General features: G+C 53.6%; 18 protein-coding genes and 2 pseudogenes. 10 read left to right on the top strand and 10 right to left on the bottom strand.

Annotation, left to right across the window (positions count from 1 at the left end):
* Positions 1–91: 91 nt before the first annotated feature.
* The 7 genes and pseudogenes from ACR0K9_RS20850 to ACR0K9_RS20820 all read right to left on the bottom strand — a co-directional run.
* A pseudogene (locus tag ACR0K9_RS20850) lies at positions 92–292 on the bottom strand (hypothetical protein); the annotation flags it as partial.
* Position 293: 1 nt separating this feature from the next.
* A complete protein-coding gene (locus ACR0K9_RS20845; protein WP_480825958.1) occupies positions 294–1361 on the bottom strand; it encodes an ABC transporter ATP-binding protein in 1068 nt (355 codons plus the stop codon).
* Positions 1362–1372: 11 nt separating this feature from the next.
* Entirely contained in the window at positions 1373–2215 is an 843-nt protein-coding gene (locus tag ACR0K9_RS20840; RefSeq protein ID WP_480825956.1) for a carbohydrate ABC transporter permease, read from the bottom strand.
* 10 nt (positions 2216–2225) lie between these two features.
* Positions 2226–3176, bottom strand: a complete 951-nt coding sequence (locus tag ACR0K9_RS20835) for a carbohydrate ABC transporter permease (RefSeq protein ID WP_480825954.1) — start codon at positions 3174–3176, stop codon at positions 2226–2228.
* Complete coding sequence (locus ACR0K9_RS20830) at positions 3158–4417, bottom strand: ABC transporter substrate-binding protein (protein ID WP_480825952.1); 1260 nt, start codon at positions 4415–4417, stop codon at positions 3158–3160. The genes ACR0K9_RS20835 and ACR0K9_RS20830 overlap by 19 nt, the downstream gene beginning before the upstream one ends.
* A 45-nt stretch (positions 4418–4462) precedes the next feature.
* Positions 4463–5614: an aminotransferase class I/II-fold pyridoxal phosphate-dependent enzyme gene (locus tag ACR0K9_RS20825; RefSeq protein WP_480825950.1), complete on the bottom strand. Its 1152-nt coding sequence runs from the start codon at positions 5612–5614 to the stop codon at positions 4463–4465.
* Positions 5607–6356, bottom strand: a complete 750-nt coding sequence (locus ACR0K9_RS20820) for a FadR/GntR family transcriptional regulator (protein ID WP_480825964.1) — start codon at positions 6354–6356, stop codon at positions 5607–5609. Before ACR0K9_RS20820 ends, ACR0K9_RS20825 begins: the two co-directional genes overlap by 8 nt.
* Positions 6357–6862: 506 nt before the next feature.
* On the opposite strand from ACR0K9_RS20820, the gene ACR0K9_RS20815 reads away from it, so the two are divergent.
* A complete protein-coding gene (locus tag ACR0K9_RS20815) occupies positions 6863–7498 on the top strand; it encodes a LysE family translocator (protein ID WP_480825948.1) in 636 nt (211 codons plus the stop codon).
* 468 nt (positions 7499–7966) lie between these two features.
* Positions 7967–8230 carry an alpha/beta fold hydrolase gene (locus ACR0K9_RS20810; RefSeq protein ID WP_480825962.1) on the top strand — a complete coding sequence of 88 codons (264 nt, stop codon included), beginning with the start codon at positions 7967–7969 and terminating at the stop codon, positions 8228–8230.
* An 866-nt stretch (positions 8231–9096) separates the two neighbouring features.
* Here the strand turns inward: ACR0K9_RS20810 and ACR0K9_RS20805 are convergent.
* Positions 9097–9651, bottom strand: coding sequence for a cupin domain-containing protein (locus ACR0K9_RS20805; RefSeq protein WP_480825946.1), 555 nt, complete (start codon positions 9649–9651; stop codon positions 9097–9099).
* Positions 9652–9806: 155 nt separating this feature from the next.
* On the opposite strand from ACR0K9_RS20805, the gene aptA reads away from it, so the two are divergent.
* From aptA to ACR0K9_RS20765, 8 genes and pseudogenes are all read left to right on the top strand, one after another.
* A complete protein-coding gene (gene aptA / locus ACR0K9_RS20800; protein ID WP_480825944.1) occupies positions 9807–11129 on the top strand; it encodes an omega-aminotransferase AptA in 1323 nt (440 codons plus the stop codon).
* 34 nt (positions 11130–11163) lie between these two features.
* Entirely contained in the window at positions 11164–12675 is a 1512-nt protein-coding gene (locus tag ACR0K9_RS20795) for a CoA-acylating methylmalonate-semialdehyde dehydrogenase (protein ID WP_480825943.1), read from the top strand.
* A 25-nt stretch (positions 12676–12700) separates the two neighbouring features.
* The gene (gene ald, locus ACR0K9_RS20790; RefSeq protein ID WP_480825941.1) at positions 12701–13810 is read left to right on the top strand and encodes an alanine dehydrogenase; all 1110 of its coding nucleotides are present in this window, start codon (positions 12701–12703) and stop codon (positions 13808–13810) included.
* A gap of 104 nt (positions 13811–13914) precedes the next feature.
* The gene (gene dctP / locus ACR0K9_RS20785; protein ID WP_480825960.1) at positions 13915–14904 is read left to right on the top strand and encodes a TRAP transporter substrate-binding protein DctP; all 990 of its coding nucleotides are present in this window, start codon (positions 13915–13917) and stop codon (positions 14902–14904) included.
* A gap of 72 nt (positions 14905–14976) precedes the next feature.
* Positions 14977–15591 (top strand): TRAP transporter small permease, encoded by a 615-nt coding sequence (locus ACR0K9_RS20780; RefSeq protein WP_480825939.1) that lies wholly within the window; start codon positions 14977–14979, stop codon positions 15589–15591.
* Entirely contained in the window at positions 15588–16880 is a 1293-nt protein-coding gene (locus ACR0K9_RS20775; protein ID WP_480825937.1) for a TRAP transporter large permease, read from the top strand. The genes ACR0K9_RS20780 and ACR0K9_RS20775 overlap by 4 nt, the downstream gene beginning before the upstream one ends.
* A gap of 141 nt (positions 16881–17021) precedes the next feature.
* Positions 17022–17432 carry a universal stress protein gene (locus tag ACR0K9_RS20770; RefSeq protein ID WP_480825935.1) on the top strand — a complete coding sequence of 137 codons (411 nt, stop codon included), beginning with the start codon at positions 17022–17024 and terminating at the stop codon, positions 17430–17432.
* A gap of 286 nt (positions 17433–17718) precedes the next feature.
* Positions 17719–17805, top strand: a pseudogene (locus ACR0K9_RS20765) (integrase); the annotation flags it as partial.
* Between the two features lie 438 nt (positions 17806–18243).
* On the opposite strand, the gene ACR0K9_RS20760 reads toward ACR0K9_RS20765, so the two are convergent.
* Together ACR0K9_RS20760 and ACR0K9_RS20755 are read right to left on the bottom strand one after the other, a co-directional pair.
* A complete protein-coding gene (locus ACR0K9_RS20760; protein WP_480825933.1) occupies positions 18244–18723 on the bottom strand; it encodes a GNAT family N-acetyltransferase in 480 nt (159 codons plus the stop codon).
* A 51-nt stretch (positions 18724–18774) separates the two neighbouring features.
* Positions 18775–19605 carry a carbon-nitrogen hydrolase family protein gene (locus ACR0K9_RS20755; RefSeq protein WP_480825932.1) on the bottom strand — a complete coding sequence of 277 codons (831 nt, stop codon included), beginning with the start codon at positions 19603–19605 and terminating at the stop codon, positions 18775–18777.
* Positions 19606–19802 lie beyond the last annotated feature (197 nt).

The raw sequence follows: 19802 nt of genomic DNA, 5'->3' as shown, positions 1-19802 counted from the left end.
TCTCATCTCCACTCTCTGATGGTTACGATGAGCCTGAAATCCTCCGTTACGCAATCAACCTATTCTGTTCCATGAGTGCTGATGGCAGACAGACTGCAACGCGATCCTGGGGGCGCAGCACATCGAAATATAGCGCGTTCAGTATCGCATTCATCGAGGCTGATGACGCCTGATGACCACCCACCTTGATCCTACCTTTGGCGCGAATGTTGTTGGCATTGTGGATCATCCACGACGACAGCCAGAGCGTCTTTTTCTCAAGCGCTGCCCGAATTTCCGATTCGTTCGTCATCTCAGCCGACCCGCCGCAACGCTGTGCCGTCATTAGCAAAAAGATGAGCGTTTTCTGTCTGAATGCGCAGACCAAGCTGTTCGCCAGACTTTACGGGGATATTGCCATGCTTGCGCACCATCATTGACCCGATGCCTTCGACGTTCGCATAGATGTTCGTGTCCGAGCCCAGATGTTCAACAACATCAGCCACGGCCGAAAGATCACCTGTGCCATTGTCCACGACATCAATATGCTCTGGTCTTACCCCCAGCTCTTTCGCCTGTGCAGTAAGAAGTTGATCAGGAAGTTCGATTTCGGCTCCATTTCCGGCGGTCACACCTGTATCGGTTCCAGTGACAGGCACGACATTCATGGTGGGTGAGCCGATGAACTGCGCAACAAACTTGTTGGCCGGACGTTCGTAAAGTTCCAACGGGCTGCCGACCTGTTGGATATCACCACCGTTCAGAACAACGATCCTGTCTGCCAGCGTCAATGCTTCGACCTGATCATGTGTCACGTAGATCATGGTTGCGCTGAGTTTTTGATGTAGCCGCGCTATCTCCAACCGCATCTCGACACGCAGCGCCGCGTCGAGATTTGACAGAGGTTCGTCAAACAGGAAGGCCTGCGGATCACGGATGATGGCTCTGCCCATGGCAACCCGCTGACGTTGTCCGCCCGAAAGGGCCTTGGGCAAGCGATCCGTCAGGTTGGATAGGCCCAAAGTTTCCGCCGCCTGGGCGACCTTTGATTTGCGTTCCGCTGCCGGATCTTTGCGGATTTCCATCGAGAAACCCATATTCCGCGCGACATCCATATGCGGATAGAGAGCGTAGGATTGGAACACCATCGCGATGTCCCGATCCCTTGGTCTCACATCGTTCATACGCTCGCCATCAATCAGGAAATCGCCGTTTGATATCGGCTCAAGACCGGCAATCATGCGTAGCAGAGTGGACTTGCCGCAGCCCGAAGGACCCACCAGAACGATGAACTCACCATCCTGGATCTCAAGGTCGATGTTGCGTAGGACCACAACGGATCCATATCGTTTTGCAACGTCACGAAGTTCGATACGTGCCATGATCTGGCCTCCTATCCTTTGACCGCGCCGGACGTGAGGCCCTGCACGAGATAGCGTTGAATGAAGATGAAGAAGAGACAGCTTGGGATCAGCGCCAGCACGCCGGCTGCCATCATTTGCCCCCAATCGACCGAGAACTTGGAAACAAACGTCAACAGGCCAACCGGGAAGGTCATTGCGTCGTTCTTCGAAATCAGCATCAGCGCAAATAGCAACTCTGACCATGCTGCAGTAAAGACAAATCCAAGCGTCGCCCCGAGACCGGGCAATGTCAGTGGAAACACGACTTTGCACAGCGCCTGAAATCGCGAACAGCCATCCATCATTGCCGCGTCTTCCAGATCTTTAGGAATGCCGTCAAAGAATGACTGCATCAGGAAAGTTGCAAAGGGGATGTTGAACGCAGTGTAGACAACAATCAGGCTTGTCAGCGAATTCAGCAGACCGAGTTCGGCGACGATCTTGTAGATTGGGGCAATGATCATCAGTAGCGGGAACATCTGGGTGATCAACATCAATGCTATGATGATCCGTTTGCCCGCAAATACGAAGCGCGAAAACGCATAGCCCGCCCCAGCTGCAAACAGCGTTGTAAAGAAAGCCGCCCCAAGGGATACAACCAACGAGTTCCGAAAGTAGGCCACAAAATCAGTCTGGAAAATGACCGTCGTGAAGTTCGAGAACGTGACCTCGCTTGGAAACAGCCTGGTGCCTTCCGAGTAGATCAACTCATCCGGTGTAAGCCCGATCTTGAGCAGCCAATAGAGCGGGAACAGCGCAAAGATCAAATAGAATGCGAGCGCTGCATACTTCCCTAAGACCATTGCAGGGTTGTGTTTTTGGATGACTGACATGGCTAACTCCTCAGATCTTGACCAGCTTCTTACGAAGCCAGAGCAGGATGACGGCGTAGATCAGAAGGATTACCAGAAGTGCCACGGCGATGGTCGACGCATAGCCAAAATCCAGTTTGCGGAAGGCCGTGGTGAAGATGTAGGTCGACAGAATTTGTGTCGAATTAGCAGGCCCACCGCCGGTCATCACGTAGATCAGATCAGCAAAGTTGGCAATCCAGATTGTTCGCAGCATCACGGTGATCGCGATCATCGGAGCAAGGAACGGCAAAGTGATCTTGGTGAAAGTCTGCCATGGGCTCGCGCCATCAACTTCCGCTGCTTCGTAAAGCTCACCGGGTATCGATTGCAACGCCGCCAGCAATGTGATGGCAAAGAACGGCACACCGAACCAAATATTCGCTGTGATCGGGCCCCACATCGCAAGCTTAGGATCACCAAGGATGTTGTAAGGCTCTGACAGAATGCCAAGTGCTGCCAGCCAATGCGGCAACGGACCGATGACCGGGTTGAACAGCCACGCCCATGTCAGCGCGGACAGAAAGGTCGGGACGGCCCATGGTAGGAAAACAAGGGCCTGAAACAGCTTCTTGCCAAAGAACTGTGTGTTCAGAAGCATGGCAAGGCCAAGTCCAAGCAAGAATTGGAATGTGATCGACCAGAAAGTCCAGAACAGCGTGTTCTCCATCGCGATCCAGAACTTGCGATCACTCCAGAGATCGACGTAGTTTTCCAACCCGATCCAGCCGGAGTCAAAAGGCTTCAACAGCTCAATGGATTGGAATGAGTAGGAGATTCCGATGATCAGTGGGATCATAATCACCGCACCGATAAGAAGGATCGCGGGTGACAGATAGAAGAACGGCTCGACCATGTATTGCAGGTAAAGCGAGCGTCTTGCCCGGGTGTCCCCGGGCCTGACAGTTTTTTGAGCGCGAGCAATCACTGGTTTGCCTTCCATTTGGCGTGCTCGTCGGTGAGGAACTCAGCCCACTCATCCGCAACGTCCTGAGCACTGCGCTGGCCCAGCAAAGCTTCCTGGCTGGTTTCCAGCAGAAGTGTGCTGCCAAAATAACCCCACTGCTCAAGGTTGGTTGGCATTGTGGTCGGCACATATTGCTCGCCGTTCAGTTCCTCGAACCAGCCTTTGAACTGCTCGGTCTGGAAATGCGGATCCTGATCAGCACCTTTGTGGATTGGAATAACGCCTACCCGTTTGGCCCACGTGGCATTGGCCTCTGGCGAGGACAGAGCCGCGACCAAATCAAAGGCTTCGTCTTCGTGCTCGGTCGCGTTGAAGATCGACCAGCCTGCAAAACCAATGGTCGGGAACGCTTTGCCCGAAGGTCCGATCGGCATCGGAATAACTGCAAAGTCTTCTGCGGGCATCCGCTCGGCAATGGCGATCAGAGCGTCGGGGTCTTGATCAAGGAATGCACAGGTGCCGGAATAGAAACCAGCCACGATTTCATTGAATCCCCAGCTGACGCTGTCCTTGGGTGCATATCCGTTCTGATACATGTCGATCATGAACTGGATGCCTTCGACCGAGCCGGGCTCATTGATGCGGCTGACGCCATCTTCTGTGAAGAATTCGTTGGTGCCGTTCATCGCTGCGGCGAACATGATCCATCCATTGGTGCCGCCAGGACCACCGCGCAAACAGTACCCATATTTGCCATCTAGTTCAGAAACTGCGGCCGAGGCAGCTCTGAACTCTTCCATCGTTGTCGGAGGAGCATCGACACCCGCTTCGGCCAGCAATTTCTTGTTGTAGAACATCGCCCGCAGGTAGAAACCATATGGGATCATATAGAGATCACCTGCTTGGCTGCCCATCGCGACAGTCTTATCGGTCAGCGTTGCCCCATGGTCCCATCCGGCTACATGGTCTTTAAGGCTGACCAGTTGGTCAGACCCTGCATAGAGCGCCTGCCATGTGTCGGGCATTTCAACCACATCGGGGATGTCACCGCCCGCGACCATTGTGGCCAATTTTTCGAATGCGCTGCCCCATGGCAGCGACACGATCTCGACAGTGACGTCAGGGTTGGCGGCCTCAAACTCATCAACGATGCCCTGAAGCACTTCGGTACGCTCTGGGCTTGTGATCACCTCAACCAGTTTCAGTGTGGTTTCGGCATACGAGGCCGATCCCATCAGCGCGGCAGCAGCTGTCAGTCCTGCTAGTAGTTTTTTCATGTTTTCCTCCTGTTGGTTTTAATTTCTGCTTGGGGTCGAATTTTTTTAATCGGTGCTTTTTGCGAGTGCTGATGTGAAATCGGCCCAGAGATCGTCGGCTGACTCGAGCCCAAGATTCAGGCGCACAAGATTGGGCGAGACGCCAAACTTCTGCATCGAGTTTTGTTCACCGGCTTGAGCAAGTCCGACACGCGCCGGCAGGATCAGGCTTTCGAATCCACCCCAGCTCACACCGAGGCGGAATAGACTCAAAGCATCGGAAAATTTTGCGATGTCGACGCTGTCATCGAACTCGATCGACATAAGCCCAGACCGCCCCGATAACCCTGGAACGTCGTTAGCGCCGGGTGAATTAATCCGTCGAACTTGTGGAATAGTGGCCAGACGATCAACGAACACGTTGGCCGTTGCCTGATGTTGCATCATGCGCGCGCTCAACGTCCTCAGACCTCGCGTCAGCAGGAACGCCTCAAAGGGCGCCAGCTTTGCACCCAGCAAAGGTAGCGTCAGATCACGGATGCGGGCGATATGATCCAGGGAGGCGACCACCACACCCGCAACCGTGTCCGAGTGCCCCGAGATATACTTCGAGGCTGAGTGGATGACGATGTCGATGCCCAGTGCGAGGGGGTGTTGAAACACCGGGCTGGCCCAGGAATTGTCAATCATCGTCAGCACTTTGTGACGTTTCGCATGGTCAGCGACACGACGCAGATCCATTGCTTCAAAAACGACCGATCCGGGGCTTTCCAGATAGGCCAGTTTCACATTCGCAAGAAGATCCGGGTCGTTCTCAAAGCGTTCCGGCGCATGGTATTCAATGTGCACCCCGAAGGGGCGCAGCATGCGTTCTAAAAACCGGAATGTATCCGGATAGACATGCTCGACGCAGGCTATCCGGTCACCGGGTTTGACGAATGCCAATAGCGTTGAGGAAATTGCTGCCATCCCGGAAGCGAAACCAACCGCTGCTTCACCCTGCTCAGCTTGAGCCATTAGTTTTTCAAACGCTGCAACGGTTGGGTTTTCCACGCGGGTGTAGATTGCAGAATCCGACCGGCCTGCCATCCTGTCTTCGAAACTTTGATAGCTATCGAAGGTAAACAGTGAGGTTTGGACGATCGGAGGTGTCACTGCCCCATCAGAGTCGGGCAGTACCGCTGCTAGCAGGGTCGCGATGTCTCTATGATCAGACATTCTGATTCTCCATGATCTGGCGAATTTCCGCTTCGACCATGTCCATGATATTACCGACAATCCGCGCAGCTTCGTCTGCATTCCCCGAGACAACCGCCTCGGCAAGCTTTGTGTGAATTGGGATTGTCGCCTGACCCAGATGCGGCTGACCGAACGGCGCTTCGTAAACTTCATTGAAGCCTTGCTGGATCTGACGGATCAATTGCCCGAACAAAGGATTTCCGCAAGCGTCGTGCAGTGATGAATGGAACCGATAGTCAGCCTGACGCCAGTCTTCACCAGCGGCATGAGTGGCTATGAGCTCGGCAACACGGGCAGTAATCAACAGTCCTTGCGCCTCAGTGCAATTCAGTGCCGCCAGCCGTGCCGCTTCGATTTCCAAGGGTCGGCGCACAGCGTGGGTTCGCAACAAGCTCTCTGCTTCTAGTTTCAATGTCAGAGGAAGGTGAATCGCATTCGCTGACACTTCGGCCGCCAAACGTGTTCCGGCTTTCTTGTTGCGAACAACGATGCCCATGTTCTGCCAACTCGTCAGGGCTTCTCGGACCTTTGCCCGACCAATACCAAGGCGGCGTGCGATTTCAATTTCGGGAGGCAGACGGTCGCCAATCTTTAGGCCTTCCGCATCAATCATCGAGGACAGCGCATCCAGAACATCCCGGCTGGTGCTGCCGGAGGGCAACTCCTTAAGCGAGTTTCCCGCGTCATCGCTCCGTTTTTGCGGTGGTAAATTTTCTGTCACGTGCGGTGGCTCCGAATCAAGTTGCCTCCAACAATACAATTAATGTCTGACAAAATATACAATAATGTCGGACATTATTAAATCAAGGCGATCTAAGAGGTATTGCTTGGAGCAGAACTGAGACAGAAGGCTCCTTTTTGCAGGCCTTTGTCTCTTAAACGCTCAAATCTGTGTTGGGAGAAATGGGCACCAACTTAAGAAATTCGCAGGTCAGCACGGCCCTTTCCGTTCCTTCGCCCCATAGTCTCCATGCTGCGGCGCGGCCCGTCGAACCTGCAGTTCGCTGCGAGCGCAAAATCAAAGGCTGCCTAAACTTGCGAAATGCGGACAATCCAGTCCTTAGCTGCGATTGCGCGAATGCCCGCTGTTAGGTCCCGTGGTACATAGTTTGTCAAACCATTGACAAGACCGACCCACCTTGACCTGGATGAAGCGATTGCAAGACGGAACAGAGCATTTTCAATGATTTGCGCGCAGTGCTCATAACCAGGCTAGGAGAACTAGAAATGGAATTTGAAACTTGGCTAGCATTCGTAGCTGCCTCTTCCGTCTTTTTGATCTTCCCAATTGGTCCGACAATCCTTCTTGTGATTACGTTCGGACTTTCAAATGGACCCAGAGTAGCGCCGGTTGCCGCGTCCGGCGTTGCCTTGGGGGACATGACGGCAATGACAGTCTCGCTAGCGGGGCTCGGTGCGTTGATGATGGCTTCGGCAGAGATTTTCACAGTGTTTAAATGGGTGGGGGCGGCGTATCTTATTTGGCTTGGTATTCGAACAATTCGATCAGCCCAAGACGGCGGCCTGGAGGCCGAACAAGCTGGACCGCGCATCAGTTCCCACCGGATTTTCCGTCAGTGTTATGGTGTGACAGCATTAAACCCTAAGCCAATCGCATTCTTCATTGCGTTTGTGCCCCAGTTCATCAATACCGCAGCGCCTCTCTTGCCTCAGTTTGCCGCGGCCATTGCAACGTTTACCTGCCTTGCTTGGTTGAATACCTATTTCTATGCGCGACTTGCCAGCCGAATGCGAAGCGTGATCCGTCGTCCTTCTGTTATTGTTTGGTTCAAGCGTGCTAGCGGTAGCATCTTGATCGGGATGGGACTGGCAACGCTCACTTTACGGCGGTCCTCGATGTGACCGAGCTCAACAGAGCCTGAGTCACGACGCTTCCTAACTATTGAATGATGCTGTTTAGGGCGCTGCCTCGAAGAAGCAAAATCACCCGCGACGCCTGATGTTGATGATGACCGTTTCAACTGAATGGCAAACGATAGTCACATAGAAGAACCCATTTGGCAGACTTGCCCTGATCAGCATGGACACATCATTTCAGCTTTTTTGGTTTTTGAGCTATACCTGTATCCTTTTGGGTCGCGCGCACTTGTTCCCGCTCTCGTGGCGTAGTTCCGTCAGAGGCCTTCCGTGTTTCCGCGCGTTCAAGTCCATCCTGCAACAACGAGAAAGGATCAAACTAAAGACCATCGAAACGCGACGCTTGCTTCACCGCAAATCCGCCGCATAATCACATGAACCAGATGCGCCAGACCCTCTCTTGGCTCACGCTGCCATCTGTCCCAAAATCCCTGACGACGGACAGTACACGGAATTGGCGTGGCCGGAGAGCGATGGAACAATCCTGCCGGATTGCTGGCAACAAGCACGAATGCACAAGTCGTCGCCATTGATCTAAGGGGGCACAATCGATCCAGTGGCGCAGCTTACAGTTTAGATCGGTTTGGCCAATATGAAGATGACCTTGCGGAGATCGTTTCGCAGCTACAAGCTGAAAAGCCAGACGCGCGAATCTGGCTGGCGGGTCATTCGATGGGCGGCGGAATCGCACTGAGGTATGCGCTCAAGGCAGATTGACCGCAAATTGATGGCTACATACATTTCGCTCCATTTCTTGGGCCCGGCCCCACTGCTGTCGAAGAAACACCGAGTGATACAATTTTGTATATTGATCGGATGCGGATCACAGCACTGATAATACTGAACATGGTGGGGATTAGCTACTTTAACGACAGGCCCGTCGCGTATTTGAACGCACCGCCTGAATTCCCAAGCTATTCGTTCACTGCAATTGCATCTGGTTTGCCAACGCCCCCACCCTCCGTAGTTGAGGCGCTGGAAGCTATGGAAGAGCGCACCATAATAATTGCAGGCGCGGGCGACCCATACGTTTGAACCGATGGCTATCATGAATTGACAGCAAATATGTCGACCAAAGAAGTGGAAGTCCTGCCAAACCTTGGACACGACGGTATCCTCAACCCGGCAGAGGCACACTCAATCAGTTCAAGTTGGATCAATTCAGAAGACCCAAGTTAGAGTTGGATGTGCGAGCATAAAAAGAGACCAAATCTAGGCTCAGATCGGTGCTTGTTTTGATCATACATTTTTCTTTCGAACGGATCACGGCTCTACGTTTTTGCGCGGGATATTGGCTCGTTTGGAAGAGGAGAAAGTGAGGTGGCAGGTCGATTTGGGAAAGTGCTCCAACGGCCCTTAACCGACATTCAGCACGGCACCGATTTTCTGCGGGTGCAGCCCGCATTCCGGCCATTCGCTGCAAGCGCGAAATCTAGATGGATCGCCGTTGAGGATCGCGTGAGAAAGGCGACAATTGGCCCCTGATCGTGAATGTCGATTTTATTTCTTTATTCTGAGTCGGTTATCGAATTTGACTATCCCGAGAAATATTGAAGCGCTCACAGAAGAGCTCTTTCATATAGTCAGAACGACGAAGGAGTGCAGGCGCTGATCACTTTACATGGCGTATCACCGGCATTCCGAAACCTGTGTGGCAATATGCTTGAGAAGTAGTATGCGTCCCCGGGACCCAGAACCCTGGACTGCCCATCTACTGTGACTTCAAGACGGCCCTCTATCACAACCGCACATTCCTCTCCTTCGTGCGACAGTACAGATCGACCCGAGTCGGCACCGACATCGTACTCTTCTATGAGCATCTGGAGTTTTCTGTCTCGGCGCTCTCCTGCGACAAGCAAATAGGAGACTCCAGGTGATCCCAAGTCGCGCATTCTTTCGTGCGGGTAAAAAAACGACTCCTCGTTTTGCAATTCAAAACTGAAGAAAAAGCCCAAATTGACCTCTACCGAGGCAAGGATCTTCTTTAGCAACGCCACGGATGGCTGAGTTGAACCGCTTTCGATTTGAGAAATCGTCCCGCTACCCACTCCCGCGCGTTTGGCCATTTCACGTTGACTGAGGCCCTTGGTCGTCCGAATCAACTTTAGACGACGTGCCGTTTCGAGATCTGATGACAAAACCGTTACTCTAGTGCTTTCTTGCTTTGGATCGAAAGCATTCTAAGGGCGCAACGATTTTTTTCAATAACTTACAGATTAAAATAAAGCCGGGTGTGCGGAAGGTCTGAACTCTGCAAGGATTTGTCATCAAATGAAAATCTGCTTCACGAGGAATGGACGTGCTCGATCAACCCAATACAATGTCATCGTTCTGGATGCCGTTTTCGGCCAATCGTGATTTCCTTCGCGAGCCCCGAATGATCCAAGCGGCCGAGGGGATGTATTACACCAGTTCTGATGGTCGGAAGGTAATGGATGGAACCGCCGGACTGTGGTGCGTTAACGCAGGTCACCGCGATCCGCTGATTGTTGAAGCAGTTCAGAAGCAGGTGCACGAGTTGGATTATGCACCGAACTTCCAGTTCTCCCACCCTCAGGCGTTTGAGTTGTCAGCAAAGCTGACCGCGATGATGCCTGAGGGAATGAACCACGCATTCTTCACCAACTCTGGCTCCGAGTCTGTCGATACGGCGCTAAAGATAGCGCTGCACTACCATCGAATGCGCGGCGATGGGGCGCGTACGCGTTTAATCGGGCGCGAGCGTGGCTACCACGGCACAGGGTTTGGTGGCATCTCGGTTGGCGGTATCGTCAAGAACCGCATGCATTTCGGCGCGCTTCTGACCGGCGTTGATCACCTGCGTCACACGCATGATCTGGACAAGAACGCATTCTCCCGCGGTTGCCCACAACACGGGGCAGAGCTGGCAGACGATCTGGAGCGTTTGGTTGCTTTACATGACGCCTCGACAATTGCGGCTGTGATCGTCGAACCAATGGCCGGTTCGACCGGTGTCCTCCTGCCGCCGAAAGGATACCTAATACGACTGCGTGAGATCTGCGACCGCCATGGCATTCTGCTGATCTTCGACGAAGTTATCACTGCATTCGGTCGCTTGGGGGCAGCGACAGCGTCAGAGTATTTTGATGTAAAGCCAGACATCATCACGACCGCCAAAGGCCTGACCAACGGTGTCATCCCGATGGGCGCGGTCATTGTATCCGACAAGATCTATGACTCGGCGATGGAAAACGCCGATGCGCCGATTGAGCTGTTCCACGGTTATACCTATTCTGCCAATCCGGTGTCTTGTGCCGCCGCGCTGGCAACGCTGGAGAGTTACAGGGAGAACGATCTGTTCCGCCGCGCTGCATTGCTGTCGCAGCCCTGGGAAGATCAGCTTCACAGCCTCAAAGGTCTGCCGAACGTCATCGATATCCGCAATCTGGGATTGGTGGGCGCGGTCGAGCTTGCACCACGAGAGGGCGCGCCTGGGGCACGGGGTTATGATGCAATGAAACGAGCCTGGGACGCCGGAATAATGATCCGTGTCACAGGTGACATCATCGCCTTGTCTCCACCTCTGATCATATCGGAACCAGAAATAACAAAACTTTGTCAAACACTTGGAGAGGTATTGGCTGACCTGCCATAACCCCTGACTTCTAACCCCAAAAAGGACTGACATCATGAAAGATGCATCCCCGATCGCTTTGATCGGCCACTACATTAATGGCCAAATCACTGCTCCATCCGGTGAGAATACTCAGCCGGTTTTCAATCCCGCAACCGGTGCGCAAACCGGCGAAGTGTCACTGGCGAACGTCCAGACTGTCGACGACGCAGTGGCCGCGGCCAAAGCCGCGTTCCCGAAGTGGTCAAACACACCGCCAATCCGCCGCGCCCGCCTGATGAACAATTTTCTGGCCCTGGTGCGTGAGCATAAAGACGATCTGGCACGCGCCATCACGGTTGAGCATGGCAAGGTGTTCACCGACGCTCAAGGCGAAGTTGAGCGCGGTATTGATATCATCGAGTTTGCCTGCGGCATCCCTCAACTCCTCAAAGGCGATTACACGGAGCAGGTATCTACTGGAATGGACAACTGGACCACGCGTCAGGCGTTGGGTGTTGTCGCCGGGATCACTCCCTTCAACTTCCCGGTTATGGTGCCGATGTGGATGTTCCCGATCGCCATCGCCGCAGGCAATACCTTCGTCCTGAAGCCGTCGCCAACCGACCCGTCCGCTGCACTGCTGTACGCGGATCTGATGCAGAAGGCTGGCTTCCCCGATGGTGTGTTCAACGTCGTACAAGGTGACAAGGTCGCCGTGGACGCGTTGTTGGAGAACGACGATGTCAAGGCTGTGTCCTTCGTCGGCTCGACCCCGATTGCGAACTACATCTACGAGGTTGGTGCGCGGCATGGCAAGCGGGTTCAGGCTCTGGGTGGCGCGAAGAACCACATGCTGGTTATGCCCGATGCCGACATGAACAAGGCAGCCGACGCCCTGATCGGCGCGGCCTTTGGTTCGGCGGGCGAACGCTGCATGGCTATCTCGGTCGCTTTGCTGGTTGGTGATGCTGCCGACAAACTCATGCCAGTTCTGAAAGAGCGCGCCGAAACTCTGAAGGTCAAGAATGGCCTAGAGCTGGACGCCGAGATGGGCCCGATTGTCACCGCCGCTGCGCGTGATCGGATCAAAGGGTACATTGACTCTGGCGTCGAAGAAGGTGCCGACCTTCTGGTTGATGGCCGAGACTACACAGTCGCAGGGCACGAGGAAGGCTATTTCCTGGGCGGCACCCTGTTCGACAACGTCACCCCCGACATGAAGATCTACAAGGAAGAGATCTTTGGCCCGGTTCTGTCCTGTGTCCGCGTCTCGAACTTTGCCGAAGGCCTGCAACTGATCAACGACCACGAATTCGGCAACGGCGTGTCACTGTTCACCCGTGACGGCAACGTAGCGCGTGAGTTTGGCAAGCAGGTTCAGGTCGGCATGGTCGGCGTCAACGTTCCGATCCCGGTTCCGATGGCCTGGCATGGGTTTGGCGGCTGGAAGAAGAGCCTGTTCGGCGACATGCACGCCTATGGCGAAGAGGGTGTTCGTTTCTACACCAAGCAGAAATCCATCATGCAGCGCTGGCCCGAGAGCATCTCGGAAGGTGCCGAGTTCGTCATGCCAACCGCAAAATGATCATCCGATCCAAGGAGTGAAACACATGTTCATTGGTGTTCCCAAGGAAATCAAGAACCATGAATACCGCGTTGGCCTGACCCCCGAAAGTGTCGCGGAACTGGTCTCTCATGGTCACAACGTCATCGTGGAGACCAATGCCGGGGTCGGCATTGGGGCTGATGATGACGCCTATCGTGCCGCGGGTGCGGAAATTGCCGAAACTGCGGCCGACATCTTTGCCAATGCAGAGATGATCGTGAAGGTAAAGGAACCTCAGGCCGTGGAACGCGCTATGCTGCGCGAAGGTCAGATCCTCTATACCTATCTGCATCTGGCCCCCGATCCGGAGCAGACCAAAGATCTGGTCAACTCGGGCGCTGTCTGCATCGCTTATGAGACGGTCACCGACGACAATGGCGGTCTGCCCCTGCTAAAACCGATGAGCCAGGTTGCCGGTCGCATGTCGATCCAGGCCGGTGCCGGTGCGTTGGAGAAAGCAAAGGGAGGCCTAGGCGTGCTGCTGGGCGGTGTGCCTGGTGTGAAACCAGGCAAGGTCGTGATCATCGGTGGCGGTGTTGTTGGGTTCAATGCGGCTCAGATGGCTGTTGGCTTGCACGCGGACGTGACCATTCTGGACCGCAACCCGGCAGCGCTTGAGAAGTTGGAGAACCATTTCGAGGCGTCCGCCAAGGTCGTCTATTCGACCAAAGCCGCATTGGAGGAAGAAGTCACCAATGCCGATCTGGTTGTCGGTGCTGTTCTGATCCCGGGTGCTGCTGCGCCCAAGCTGGTCACGCGCGAACTGATCTCAAAAATGAAACCCGGTGCGGTCGTCGTGGACGTGGCGATTGACCAGGGCGGCTGCTTTGAAACGTCCAAAGCCACCACTCACGCAGAGCCCACATATGTTGTCGACGATGTTGTTCATTACTGCGTCGCCAACATGCCGGGCGCAGTCGCCCGAACGTCGACCTATGCACTGAACAACGTCACGCTGCCGCACGCTCTGGCTATTGCCAACAATGGGTGGAAGCAGGCGCTTGCAGACAATCGTCACCTGATGAACGGCCTGAACGTGGCCCACGGGAAGGTGACTTACCAGGCTGTGGCCGATGACCTTGGATACGAGTTCGTCGCCCCGGAACTTTGCTGAATTGAAGCAAAGAAATGTCCCGCCGCGCGTAATGCGGCGGGACACACACCACTGAGGAGGAAACCTTAATGATTACGAAGATTAACCGCCGCGCCCTTGGCGCGATGGGTGGTGCCGCTTTGCTTGCGGCCACCGCACTCTCAACAGCAGCCGCAGCGGAAGACATGACACTACGCTTTGCCGGCGTGTTCCCGATTGACCATCAGGGCACGAAAATGATGGAACAGGTCGCTGCGGATGTTGCAGCTGCGGATGTTGGACTAACGGTAGAAGTCTTTCCAGCAAACCAGTTGGGTTCTGGTGAAGCTTTGTTCGAAGATGTTGCACGCGGCAACATCGATCTGGCTTCAGCGTTCATCTATGCCGATACCGATCCACGCCTGGAATTCCTGTCCATGCCGTTCCTGCTGGGCGGCTGGGATGACATGGAAAGCACGCTTCTGAACATGGATTCCGAGTTCAACACCATCCTGCAAGAGATCACCGACGAATATGGCGTGCGCGTCATGGCGCAGAATCCGGAAGGGTTCATCGGCATCGTTTCGTCGCAAGAGCCCGAGAACTGGAATACCTTTGACGACAAGGGCATGAACATTCGCGTCTGGTCTTCCAGCGTTGTGAAGTCGATGGTCGAAGAACTGGGTTACCAGGCGACCACTATGGCATGGGGCGACATCTTCCCGGCACTTCAGGCCGGCATCGTCGATGGGGCGATCTGCTGCACGAAGACCGCGACTTACTCGATCTTCGCCAAGTCGGATGTTGGCACCCATTTTGTCGAATACAATTCGATCTCTGAGCTGACAACCTTCTACGCGTCGCAGCGGACGCTCGACAAGCTGAACGGCGAACAGCGCGCCGCGCTGCAAGCCGCGATGACCAAAGCATCCGAAGACTTCTTTGCCTACAATCGTGAGAATGACGAAGTGTTCGGCCAGAAATTGCTCGACAAAGGCTACACCATCCTGCGCCTGAGTGACGAAGAACAAGCTGCGATGGCCGCTCATGTCCAGGAAACGGTCTGGCCAGCGATGGCACAAAACGTCGGTCAGGACATCATCGACCGCCTGCTGGCAGCAAAAGAACAGCAATAAACACTGAGAAGAAGGGCCAGCAGATCAGTTGGCCCTTTTTTGGTCTTTGGCTCAACTAAGGGAGGGAAAAAGATGTCTAGCACTGAAGCTGAACGTCCATTGGTCGTCGAAAGTGCAGAAAAGAAGAGCTCGCAAAAAATCACTGACGAGTTGCCAGTCATTATTGGGTATCCGCTGAAAGCAGTGGCTTTTGCCATGAGGCAGATCGTTATGTTTGCCGGTTTCCTGATGGCTTTCACATTTGGGGCAGTTGTTGTCATTCGGTATGGGTTTGGCGGTGATCTGTTTGCCTACGAAGAATGGCTTTTGGGTATTAGCATCATCGGCTTTTTTGCAGGTGCTGTTCTGGCCTCTGCCCGCAACCTGCACATCAACGCTGACATTCTTGGCATCGTGATCCAAAATCCTCGGTTGATCTGGTGGCGCGGCTTTGTCGTCCTGACAGTCGAGGTGCTGGTGATCCTATTCCTCATGTACGCCTGTTATGTCTCGCTGCTTGATGACTTCTCATTCCCCCGGCTGCGCGCAACCCCGGTGCTGCGCATTCCGTTTGTGACCTGGCGGATTGCGATCATGATTGCCTTTGGCCTCATGGCGACGTTCACGGCGGCATATCTGTACGTGCATATCCGCAAGGGGCTCGGGCTTCCCTTGAGATCAGAAATGCAAAAAGGAGAAACCCAATGATCATCGGAGGAAGTCTCCTAATCGTCTGCTTTATGCTGCTGTTGGGCGTCAGCGTTTACGTAGCATTCGGATCGGTTTTGATTTTCATCGCCCTTGTCGGAGATCAATCCATCACCGGCTACTTGCCCACCGGCTCTACGGGTATCCGCTCATTGGTACTTCTGGCGATCCCACTCTTCATGATCGCCGGAGGCATCATGGAGAAAGGTAAAATCGCGGCCCCTCTTGTCTCTTTGGCTGAAATGTTCATTGGCCATATCAAAGGAGGACTGAGCGCGGCTGGGGTGCTGGCCTGCGGTGTGTTCGGCTCCATTTCCGGTAGTGCAAATGCAACACTGACCTGTATAGGCGGCATCATGATGCCCCACCTGAAAAAGGCCAACTATCCGGGTGGGCAATCGGCAGCTCTGATCGTGGCGGCCAGCCCCTTGGGTCTGTTGATTCCACCGAGTTCGTCTCACATTCTTTATGGCTGGGTTGCACAGCAGCACGTACTGAAGTGCTTCTTGTCCACGGTCATTCCAGCGATCATCCTGATCACGCTTTTGATAGTCGTTAATCAGTTCATGCTGCGGAAGTATGACGACATCAACCTGACGGAACGTCCTAAACCGTTCCTGCCGACATTCGGAGTTCAGGCGCGCCTGGCCGGGCCTGCGCTTATGATGCCGCTAATCATTCTGGGCGGAATTTATGGTGGCATTATGACGCCGACCGAGGCCGCAGGTATCGCAGTGGTCTACTCGATCCCGATTGCGATTTACTTCTATCGTGGTCTGACCTGGAAAACGCTGGCTCATACCATCCAGAACTCCGGTGTTACGATTGGCGTGGTCATGGTCATGATCTTCATGGTGCTGATCGTTTCGGACAACCTGATCTCGCAGGGTGCGCCTCAGTTGGCCAAGGATTTGGTCTATTCCGTGTCCGACAATCCGGTCGTCATACTTCTGATGATCAACGTCGTAATGATCCTGATCGGAATGCTCATGGATGATATCTCCGGTCTGCTATTGGCAACACCAATCCTGCTGCCCATCGCTCAGAGCACTGGCATGGATCCGATCCATTTTGCTGCCGTGATTGGAGTAAATCTGGGTATGGCGAACATCACCCCACCAACCGCACCATTACTTTATCTCGGTGCTCAGGTTTGTGATGAGCCGGTTTCGCGCATGCTATGGCCGACTTTGATCTTCATAGTTTTTGCCTGGCTTCCGACGCTGATGCTGACAACTTTTGTACCGGAGTTGGCCCTCTTCCTACCGGATCTCCTGCTCAGCAGATAAAGACGGGGAAGCGCAAAAGCCTAGGACGAAACAGCACGCACCCCATTCTTACGGCTGGGGTGCCTGAGCACTCTCTCGAAGACGAATAGGGAGAGGCCAGTTAGCAGCAGATATCTGAAAACCTAAATTCGGAGGTTTGAAATGTACCAAAATATCCTAGTGGCACTGTCACTTGAACACGGTATCAGTGAACACGCACTCGCGGCGGCACACGCCCTTGTATCCGAAGGCGGAACAATCACCGCCGCACATATCCATGAACCCCCTAACAGACAGATAATGTACTATATGGATGAAGGGATCGCAGAAAAGTCTCTCCAAAAAGCAAAGGCGCGCTTGGTCGAACGCCTAAAAAATGAGGCCGAGGTATCTTCTGTCCTGCTCGAGAGCCAATCGGCAGGTCGCGCAATCACTGAATACGCGAACAAACATGGCATAGACTGTATCGTCCTTGCTTCGCACAAACCTGGGATGAAAGAGTTCTTTTTAGGGTCAACAGCCGCTCTCGTCGTGAGACACGCTCAGTGTTCGGTGCATGTACTTCGTCTGTGAGGCTGGCTCCCGTGGCAGGCCAGTCACTTTATCCTGTAAAAACTGAAGTGAGTAGCATGCCCCACCGCGACCAAGGTCTGCTTTGGTGGTGTACCTACCAGGATTTCACTTTGCAGCACTTGGGAGTCAAGGCTTGATGCGGACCTTAGAGGCGGCACGGCATCCTGTGATATCCTCTCTCGTCAACGCCGGGTTGTCGTTGTGGGCGGGAATGGCGGATCGGATGATCAGTTATGGAAACACCAAACTTACATGTCATTCGCGCGCTTCGCCCAACTTGGAACATGGGCATACAAAGATGGACAATACCGTTCGGTATCTCGGTGTTGAGCTTGAGGATGCACTAGCCATAGCAGAGGCCACTAAAATTTGACCACTACTGACCGCTTTCGTTGGCGGGTCGTTGTTGCAGCTGGCTATCAGTTGGTGATGCTGCGACACGACCCGTCGAACCTGCCGTCCACAGTAGGCGCAGAGCCAGAACCTGTTCGAAGTGGTACTTTGCGGACAAATCAGTCAATGATGGTACGCGCATCAATGACCACTTCGGATAAAGCCATACCTAGGACCAGAAAATGGTGGTGGCAGTTCAGTTCTCCAAAATCAGAATTCCACTAGAGCATCGACGCACTAACCTAAAACAGTATCGATTTTTCGCCCGACTGACCTTGCGATACTGTTGATTCAGATATGGCAGCCGAATTTCTCGCCATCGTTCCAAAGGCACTATCGTCGCCTTATAGGCTACTAATACCTGTAGTGAGAAAGTTCGAATACTTGAGCACGGTAATGGTTTCGTCACTACTGACGTTTAGAGCTTCTTGAAACTCTGTAAAAAAGCGCCTTCGAGGATCATGGCCGACATGTTGGTTTCTTCCTTAAATCCGATATGGGTGTAAAAGGATAAGGCAGAGGGGTTGGTGCAATGGACTGCCAGTTTAACAAAACACGCGTAAGAAGATTTGTCCGCATCGAAAACCGCGCGAGACAGCAGCCTGCCTCCAATACCTTGCCCTCTCACCGAAGAGGAAACCCAAAGATCACTTACAAATAAGCCGCCACCCCCTCTGGTGGTTGAAAACAATGGGGTCCAAACAAGTGCACCAACAACTTCGTTATCACTGTGAGCGAGCAACGCGTAGAAGGCCGGTTGTTCAACTGCGAAGGCCGCTTTCAGAATGTCGACATTCGCGACATGTCTATCGCCCATTTCAGACGACAACGCCCTTAGCGCAAAATCCAGATCGTTTATTTTTTCGAGCGTCACCCGAGCAATGGTAACCTGTGTCATTCGAAACCTTACCTATGTTTCGCTACCGCTAACAGAAGGCTGTCCGACCCTTCAGAGTGAATCGTAATCCGCAAGTCGGTCGTCGAGGAATGTGTAGCTTTCTCTTGCCAGCAAGAGTTGGCTCTTACTTAAGGTCACGCAGCGAAAGTCCTCAGCTGTCTCGGCAAACCGCACCGGCAGAGTATTTTCATCCATCCAAGGCCAGCAAAAGATCGAATTGCCCCAGTTTTCTCCGGCCCGGTTAAGGGATAGGAAGAAGATCTGGTTTTCCATCGCGCGTGACATGGCGAAATTGTGCCAAGTTACGAAGGACTCATCGCGATAATATGCCCCGCAATGCAGAATAAGATCGACGTCGTGCTTTAGGGTCAGGGTGCGTGCAAGCTCGGGAATACGAATGTCATAACATATGATAGGTGAAACATTTAAGCCATTGATTTTAAACATAAATATGTGATTCCCGGCGTCAAAATATTCCTTCTCCATTGAAGCGCCATAATGGCAGAGGTGAAGCTTGTCGTAGTAGCCGTCCAGCGCACCGTCCGGGTTGACGACAGCAACTGAAATATGCGTCCCCGATGCCCCCCGGCGCGCAAAACTGTAAGAGACATGGACACCGAATTCTTTGGCTATATTGCGCCATGTTTCAAAAGAAGCTCCTTCCAAGGGTTCCGCAATCTCATTGAGCCGGTCGAAGGCTGCGCGCGAATAATCAATACTGGAAAGCTCAGGAAGAACCACGAGATCCACGTTCCGGCGGCTGAGCTGATCGCGCACTTTCGCCGCGCTTTCCGCAAGATGTTTGTCTCGCGCGGCAGCGCTCTCAGTGGCGGGGATTTCGATCTGGCAGGCCAGCAGGGACAGAGTATCATTTGAAGTCATTTTTTGGCTTTCCCCTCTTGAACCTTTGGCCGGATCGTTTCGGCCGGATGGTAACTGCGCTGTTCAAGCGGCACCGACGCAAGTCGACTTCTAATCATGTCAAGCAGTGTCTGCCATCAGCACTCATGGAACAGAATAGGTTGATTGCGTAACGGAGGATTTCAGGCTCATCGTAACCATCAGAGAGTGGAGATGAG

Source organism: Ruegeria sp. L12, assembly GCF_056531745.1.
This window is presented reverse-complemented; position numbering and strand designations above follow the sequence as displayed.

Bases quoted from the DNA above. Each gene is read 5' to 3' on its own strand.
- ACR0K9_RS20845 (WP_480825958.1), bottom strand. From the start codon at position 1,361: ATGGCACGTATCGAACTTCGTGACGTTGCAAAACGATATGGATCCGTT.
- ACR0K9_RS20840 (WP_480825956.1), bottom strand. From the start codon at position 2,215: ATGTCAGTCATCCAAAAACACAACCCTGCAATGGTCTTAGGGAAGTAT.
- ACR0K9_RS20835 (WP_480825954.1), bottom strand. From the start codon at position 3,176: ATGGAAGGCAAACCAGTGATTGCTCGCGCTCAAAAAACTGTCAGGCCC.
- ACR0K9_RS20830 (WP_480825952.1), bottom strand. From the start codon at position 4,417: ATGAAAAAACTACTAGCAGGACTGACAGCTGCTGCCGCGCTGATGGGA.
- ACR0K9_RS20825 (WP_480825950.1), bottom strand. From the start codon at position 5,614: ATGTCTGATCATAGAGACATCGCGACCCTGCTAGCAGCGGTACTGCCC.
- ACR0K9_RS20815 (WP_480825948.1), top strand. From the start codon at position 6,863: ATGGAATTTGAAACTTGGCTAGCATTCGTAGCTGCCTCTTCCGTCTTT.
- aptA (WP_480825944.1), top strand. From the start codon at position 9,807: ATGGACGTGCTCGATCAACCCAATACAATGTCATCGTTCTGGATGCCG.
- ACR0K9_RS20795 (WP_480825943.1), top strand. From the start codon at position 11,164: ATGAAAGATGCATCCCCGATCGCTTTGATCGGCCACTACATTAATGGC.
- ald (WP_480825941.1), top strand. From the start codon at position 12,701: ATGTTCATTGGTGTTCCCAAGGAAATCAAGAACCATGAATACCGCGTT.
- dctP (WP_480825960.1), top strand. From the start codon at position 13,915: ATGGGTGGTGCCGCTTTGCTTGCGGCCACCGCACTCTCAACAGCAGCC.
- ACR0K9_RS20780 (WP_480825939.1), top strand. From the start codon at position 14,977: ATGTCTAGCACTGAAGCTGAACGTCCATTGGTCGTCGAAAGTGCAGAA.
- ACR0K9_RS20775 (WP_480825937.1), top strand. From the start codon at position 15,588: ATGATCATCGGAGGAAGTCTCCTAATCGTCTGCTTTATGCTGCTGTTG.
- ACR0K9_RS20770 (WP_480825935.1), top strand. From the start codon at position 17,022: ATGTACCAAAATATCCTAGTGGCACTGTCACTTGAACACGGTATCAGT.
- ACR0K9_RS20760 (WP_480825933.1), bottom strand. From the start codon at position 18,723: ATGACACAGGTTACCATTGCTCGGGTGACGCTCGAAAAAATAAACGAT.
- ACR0K9_RS20755 (WP_480825932.1), bottom strand. From the start codon at position 19,605: ATGACTTCAAATGATACTCTGTCCCTGCTGGCCTGCCAGATCGAAATC.